This is a genomic window from Isoptericola sp. Y541, assembly GCF_059445465.1.
Genome location: NZ_JCAIUJ010000001.1, coordinates 1040312 through 1047026 on the forward strand (window position 1 = coordinate 1040312; position 6715 = coordinate 1047026).

Here is a 6715-nt window from a genome sequence, read left to right on the forward strand (position 1 = left end):
CACTGCCCACTTCGCCGCCTCGTGCCGTCGCACCGGTTCCCGCAGTCCTCACCCTCGCATGGAGAGAGGCCCGAGGGAAGCGCTTGTGACGCGGCGTTTGTAGCCACTACCTCACGGAGCACGGCCAGCGCCGTCGCGCGCCGCCCGCACGTGCGATCTGCCTCTGCCTGAGCCAATACCGCCGCTGGCGGGCGACCTGGATCACCCAGCGGTACGCCCGCACGGGCAGGAGCGGCGGATCCACGATCTCCACGGCGATCTGCATCACCTCTCCGTAGGTGCTCGAGAACTGGAAGGACGACCGCGTGAACGCCTGGCCGAAGTTCTCGTCGGGCAGCACCAGCACGTCGGTCACTTCGCTCAGCTCTCCCCGATCACTGGGGCGGCGGCCTACCCGGCGCACGACACTCAGACCTCGGGTACCGATATGAGGACGTCGATGGGCGTGAGGGACAGCGGCGGATCCGCACCGGTCGCGACGGCAAGCAGATGCTCGTAGCGATGAACGCTGCCGTGGAGGCAATGTTGCGCGTCGGCCAGGGCGTCATCGTGGACGGGCAAGCATTCGAGCCCGACATCAACCGAGACCTCGAGGCCAGGCTGCGAACACTGGAGCGGCAAGGGCTGGCGACAGTCGCGATTGCCGAGCTAATAGTGGATGACCCCGAACTCGAAGACCGGCACAGCCGACACGAGCACCCGGTGCGACTGTCGCTCTTCCACAACAGCCTGCCTCCGCAGTCGGAGAACCCCAGCGTGGTCATCGACACGACCAGCCTCGATGCCGAGCAGGTGGCCGATCGGCTGTGGGAATGGCTCGTCCCGGTCTATCCGGCGGTCCGGTCCGGCAACGACCCGATCCGGTGAGTCTCCGGTGACCTGGGAACGACGAAGGCCCCACATCCGCATGATGCTGCGGGTGGGGCCCTCGTGTGGCGGTAGCGGTGGGCTTCAAAACGGCGCGTTGGCCCGCCCTGCTCGCCCGCGTCGTTCTGGCATCTGACCTGGACTTTTACGGCGCCGCCTGTTGGATCGGGTTGCACCCGCCGGCACCAATCCCCAGTCCAAAACGGAGGCAATCCGGCGACCTGTCGGCACCGCGGCCGGTTGGGACACTCGGAGGCGCCGTACCGATAGCGGAGCACAAGAGGTCGGCGGAGGTCCGGGTCAAGGGTGGCCGCAGGCCATCGCGCAGCGACGCCGCAGGCGCCCTTGACGCGGCCCGGAGCCGGCCGGATGCTCGGCTCTCGGTGCGGGGCCGGCACGTGAGCAGGAAAGCGACACCAGCCGACTGCCGGCGCACGGTCCGGTCGGCCACGGCGACCTGCGTAGACTCCGCGCCGTGCCTCCGTCACCGCGTCGCCGCCGACTCGTGTCGTTCTTGCTCATCATCGTCCCTGCCTGGATCGCCTCGATCGCGGTCGGTGGCCTGTGGCTTGCCGTCGGCGCCTTCTGGTCTGTGGACAAGTGGCAGGCCACACACGATGGCATCCAGGGTCGTTTCATCCCTCAGGTTGAGGACTGCGGGCCCAAAGAATGCCACTGGCGCGGCGACTTCGTGTCAGATGACGGAACGGACGACGTCGAGGACGTGCAGTTCTCCAGCGCTGGCGAACCCCAGCCCCAAGGGACCGGCGAAGCGATCGAACCGGTCGTCATCGCTCCAGGCGGGTCTGACGTCTACAACGCACATGACAGATCGTGGGGCCTCACGTGGGTCATGGTCGCGACGGCACCGCTCCTCACAGCGGCCCTGATCGCAGGAGCTCACCAGACGCGTGCGGACTGGCTGCGTAAGAAGCAGGCCTCCGAAGCGCACCCGGAGCCAGTTGCAGCACTCACGGTTTCTTGGAACAGGAGCGAAGGTTGACAAGAGACGTGGAGCAAGCTCGTCCGGAACCGGGGTCAGCGAACCTAGGTGCCGCCGGAGGCAAAGAGCTCGGGGGCGGGGACGTGATCTATCGAACGTCGCCATTTCTCCGCTATGCGTCCGCCATTTTTGGGCCGCTCTTCGCACTCCTGCTCCTACCACTGGCCACCCTCCCCGCGCACCCAGACGACACATTCGGCAGCACCCTCTTCGGGTACGCCCTCATGGGCGGAGGCGGGGTCTTCGCCCTCCTAAGCGGCCGCGGATGGATTCGCGTATCTGACGAGGGTCTGTGGGCTCGCAACATCGTGACATCCACATGGGTCCCGTGGAGCGAGGTCGTTGCGCTTGAGGCTGGGTCGAAGGTGGGCGTCGTCCTGCGTAATGGTCAGACATGGTGGTTCTGGGCGGTCCAGCGCGCGAACATCTCGGGAATGCTCAATCGCCGGTCGCGTGTCGACCGCGTCGTCGCTGAGATCGAGGTGCGTCGCACCAGGGTCGCTTCGCTCCGCACGCCAGCGAACGACACCTCGCGGAGGTCGCTGGTTCGACCCGCGTGGTGGGAGTGGATCGTCATCTCCGGATATGTGGCCGCAGCGATCGTCGGTCTCGCCGACGTCTAAAGGCCCGAGGACGCCCACGCTCGGCTCAACGCGGGCTGTGCGGCGGCTCATGCGATGCGGCAGACGGAGACGACACCGCCCGTTATGACCGTTCTCGATAGGTGGCGAAGGCCCGTACGGCACCAGGTGACAGCACCCATAGCTGACGCCAGGGCCATCGTCGTCCTGCGCGGCATGCCGGCCGGGCCAAGCGGTGGGGTGCGCGAAGCGAGCGGAGCGAGCGAAGCGCGGGGCCCCGACGCGGCGGTCCCGGGCGGCATGCCGCCCGGGGCGCAAGCCGCGCCTTGAGTCAGTAGAGAAAGTTCTCACCGCCAGGGCCGTAGGCCTTACCGGTAGTCGATACCGTCCTCGATCCGCACGTCACGCTCATCCTCGCGAGCCCCGTCAAACCGATACGCAGCGGCCATACCACGGAACATTTCGCTGGTACGAGGTGCTGATTCTCTGATTTCCTTAGCTATAGCGGCATAATTCTCAGCAATGTCGTACTCTTGTTGACCACCGTGGCCACGAAATACCACACCCCGATCATTAAAGAGAGCAATTCGAAATCCGCTGAGCATGGCGTCTCCGGGCGATGCCTCCAACGCCAAAAGAATCGCCGCGTCAGGATACGGTGCGCCAACTCTCGGTTTGACCCGAGCCAGCACTTGCCCCACCTCGTGCATCGCCTCCTCGACTCGATCCGAAGCGCTAGCCATCGACAGAACGTCGGCGATCCATGAGAGCAGCGTCTCCGCGGCTATCTGGTTGCCGTCAAGTTCCGGGGCGTATCGCATCCGGGACAGAAAGCCGAACGCCCGGAGCCTCACACCTGAATCCGTGACAGGAGGCTCTTCGGTCTCCAGCTTAGGCCGATGAACAAGATTGACGAAGTACATAAAGTCTGCCGCCGACCTTGAGGCCTCTACCTCTAACGCAAGAGGACCACCCCCGTCGAACTCAAGTACAGGAAAGAATGCCCACTCCAATTGGCAAACAACAGAGCGATCAACGGTTTCGTCCTCACGGACTACAGCAATCAAACCCTGGATCTCATGAGCCGACGGAAGACTCGCAGCCTCAGCCTCCGGTATGCCAATAATAAACTGAAGCCCTTGCACAATTAGCTCCGATCGCGCAGAGGCTTCGATTGAACTGTCATATAGGGAAACAAGATTCAGCGCGGCCGGGGCGCGGCCGTTATCGATCAATTCTCTCGCGACTGTTTCAGCATGCGCAAAATCCATGCCATGACCGTAGATTCCGAACTCTGCCCAATACGCCTCCGCCACAGGTTCGCCTAGTTCTTCTGCGCAATTCCACGCCTCCACCTCGCTTACATGCGAAAGAAGCAGTCTCGCCTGCAAGACCGGATCACCGGTGAGCGAGCGCGCAAGCTTCGGAACGTCTACGTTGCCGATAATTGAACAATTCACAAAATAGCCTCGTGCGAAGTGCCGGACCCCGGGATCCTCAGATAGGAGCAATTGTGCCATTGCTACAGGATCAGAGGGGTGATCGCCTCGTGCGAGAATCTGACCCGCACTCCAAACTCCGTTCGGATGAATCTTCGCCAATTCGAGGAGTCCTGCGAACCCCTCTTGGGCGAGAATGGCACCGACGGCTTCGGATTGCAGTTCCAATAGACGTGAATCCTCACCGCGAAGATCCGCAGGATCCAGCCCAAGATCCCATCTACTATCGCCAAAGAGCCACTCGACGCGCAGCCGTGCGAGCGCTGGCTGCAAGTGCTCAATCGCAGATTCAAGTCGCACTAGGTAATCCTCCGGCAGCGCCCACCCCGCACCTGAATGCTGGCGGTGCCTCCGGAGAATACTCTGTGATTCACGCCATACAAGCGATGTGCTGCGGTCCTCCGAAGGAAGTCTGCGAACTGCGGTCAAGATCTGGCTGAACCCCTGCGGTCCTACGTCGTCGAGTCCTTTGACTAAAGTAATCCAAAGCTCAGGGTATCGGGCGACAAGTGCAACCGCACCGTCAATCAGAGCCGCATAGATTTCGTACGCATCGGCCCAAGTGATCCGCTGGACGTTCGTCTCCCATGATCGAAATGACGTCCGATGCACTGCGATAAAGCCGCGCGAATCGCCAATTGTCCTCTCGATCAATTGTTTGGCGACGTCGGGCGCTAGACGCACACACCGTGAAATCGCAGCAACCCGACCGGATGTGTCGAGCGCACACTGAGGGGCTGTCGGCAGGAGCGCATCGTGAAGGACTCCCACCGGGGAAGGGTTAACACCTTCTCGCTCAACCACACGTGCCAAGGCTGTGGCCACTTCAATCGCACGCTCGCAGTGTTCAGCTGACCACATGATGGTTTGAATGGACCAAAGAATTGGAGCAAGGTTGTCCGAGCCGCCAAAGCCGATGGGAGACTCGACAGACGACTCGAGCGAATGCAGATTCTCCGCACTGCCCACAAGTTCAGTGCGGATCCGTTCGATGACAATGTCAGGTGATGCTTCGGCCAGAACCGGAAGTACGTTGGCTAGGGACATCCATCGGGCAGGCCCCCCGCCATTCGCCTGGAACAGATCGCGGACGACTTGATCAATCCGATCCTGTACTGTCGCGCCGGAGGATAAGGGTGTCGACCCGCACTCAGCTGCAAGGACCGCCAGCGTGTTCGCAATATTCTCCTGTACGCGTGGACCATAACGCCGACTCTTACCGCGCACGTTTGCAAGCCAACGCTCAGCAAGAGGAAGATCCAGAGCTGGGTCTATCTCGCCAAGTACTTCCAATGCAATCGGGCGAAAGTTCGACAAGTCTGATTCGACCATGTCCGAACGCTCTGCGAAATACATCGCGGAATCGTTGGGCGTCGTGACTCGCCAGACGTTGCCGACATGAGCAAATATCGGATCGGCCGAGTTTACATCTCGGCTTACGGACGCGATCGCATCGTCAATGCCGGCGCCGGTTAGGGAATGAACGAGCGACTCGCTCTCATCGCTACCCTGCTCCCAGCCACCAAGTAGCCACAAGCGTCTGAACGAAGTGTCCTCGAATTCCCGTGTCCAAGACGGGTGAGCTGCTTGACTGCACACAAGTCGATACCGATATAGACTTTGACGAGCAGCCAGCGCGAACTTCTCGGCCAGTTCGAATCCTACGTCGCTCGCTTTTAGGAGCTCCGCGAGCTCACGCCTACTCGACTTTGGCAGAACTATGGCGCTCGGTCCAGACGTGTTGATCTTTATCGCACGATGTTCTTGAAGCGCGCCTAGATCAGAGATGTTCAGTTGTGTAACGAACACAAGTGGAGTTTTGGACCTGCCGATAAGACTACGAAGTGCGGCCAGATCGTCGCAGACGATCAGGTCTGGACCCTGCTCAAACGTTGAGCCCAGCGCCGCAGCCACAAATGCACGCCCGTCTTCACCGCTAGCGGCTCGCAACTCGATGGAGGTCCGCGTGCCGTGCAACCAGTCCACTAGTTGGGCGCGCTCATCAGAACGGGTTGCCAGCACGAATCCTGGCGTCAAGGGTACGGTGAACACCTTGCTGTAGTGGTCCCACCATTGTTCAAGAGTTTCTGCTTCGACACCCCGAAGCTGGGCGAGATCGCAGAACAGGAGCGCCGAGGAGACATCGCGATCGAGCGCCGCGGACAGGTCGTCGACGTCATACGCTCTCACGTCCTTCCATATACCGACTGCGCGCTGTTGCGCTACCCACTCGTCTTTTTTGGGCCAGGATCGCGAAGTCACCGCGACATAGGTCGTCTGGGAAGGCTCGACGTTGCCAGGCTTTCGACTGCGTTTGTCCAGATCTTCGGTGGCCTTTGCCGATGGATCGGCGTTGACGCCTAGCTCCCACACCGAACGCCCTGCGGGAACGAGGATCGACGATTCGCCAGCTTCTATCTCACCGTCATAACCACGCAGCCGGGCACCCTCGCTCGCGCGCATTTGGAGGTACGTGATTGTTGCGTTGTCGTGCGAGATGATGCTTCGCAGGATCCGCGGCAGATCAAATCCAGCACTGACCTCATTGGACCAGTGCAGGACATCCTGACGATCCACTAGAAACGACATGCGACCCCCTTCGTCCGCGCAAGCCCACTCGTCATCGAGGCGGCGCGTTGTGATCAGTGAGGTGTTCTCACCAGGGACAGTGAGCTGATCGGCGCGACGGTGCGCTGACCTGCGGTTCGTCCGGCGGGTGGGTTGGCGGCAGCAGGGTCCCGGGACCAGGATGCAAGTCGCCAAAC

General features: G+C 61.7%; 5 protein-coding genes. 3 read left to right on the forward strand and 2 right to left on the reverse strand.

The window, feature by feature from the left end:
* Positions 1-106: 106 nt before the first annotated feature.
* Positions 107-355, reverse strand: coding sequence for a hypothetical protein (locus tag AC1C2V_RS04770; protein ID WP_495388406.1), 249 nt, complete (start codon positions 353-355; stop codon positions 107-109).
* Between the two features lie 146 nt (positions 356-501).
* Here AC1C2V_RS04770 and AC1C2V_RS04775 point away from each other — a divergent pair, with 146 nt between their 5' ends.
* The 3 genes from AC1C2V_RS04775 to AC1C2V_RS04785 all read left to right on the forward strand — a co-directional run bounded on the left by AC1C2V_RS04775 (position 502) and on the right by AC1C2V_RS04785 (position 2493).
* Positions 502-867 (forward strand): hypothetical protein, encoded by a 366-nt coding sequence (locus tag AC1C2V_RS04775; protein ID WP_495388407.1) that lies wholly within the window; start codon positions 502-504, stop codon positions 865-867.
* 514 nt (positions 868-1381) lie between these two features.
* A complete protein-coding gene (locus AC1C2V_RS04780) occupies positions 1382-1870 on the forward strand; it encodes a hypothetical protein (RefSeq protein ID WP_495388408.1) in 489 nt (162 codons plus the stop codon).
* A 365-nt stretch (positions 1871-2235) separates the two neighbouring features.
* The gene (locus AC1C2V_RS04785) at positions 2236-2493 is read left to right on the forward strand and encodes a hypothetical protein (protein WP_495388409.1); all 258 of its coding nucleotides are present in this window, start codon (positions 2236-2238) and stop codon (positions 2491-2493) included.
* Between the two features lie 326 nt (positions 2494-2819).
* Here the strand turns inward: AC1C2V_RS04785 and AC1C2V_RS04790 are convergent, their stop codons facing one another.
* Positions 2820-6539 (reverse strand): hypothetical protein, encoded by a 3720-nt coding sequence (locus AC1C2V_RS04790; RefSeq protein ID WP_495388410.1) that lies wholly within the window; start codon positions 6537-6539, stop codon positions 2820-2822.
* Positions 6540-6715 lie beyond the last annotated feature (176 nt).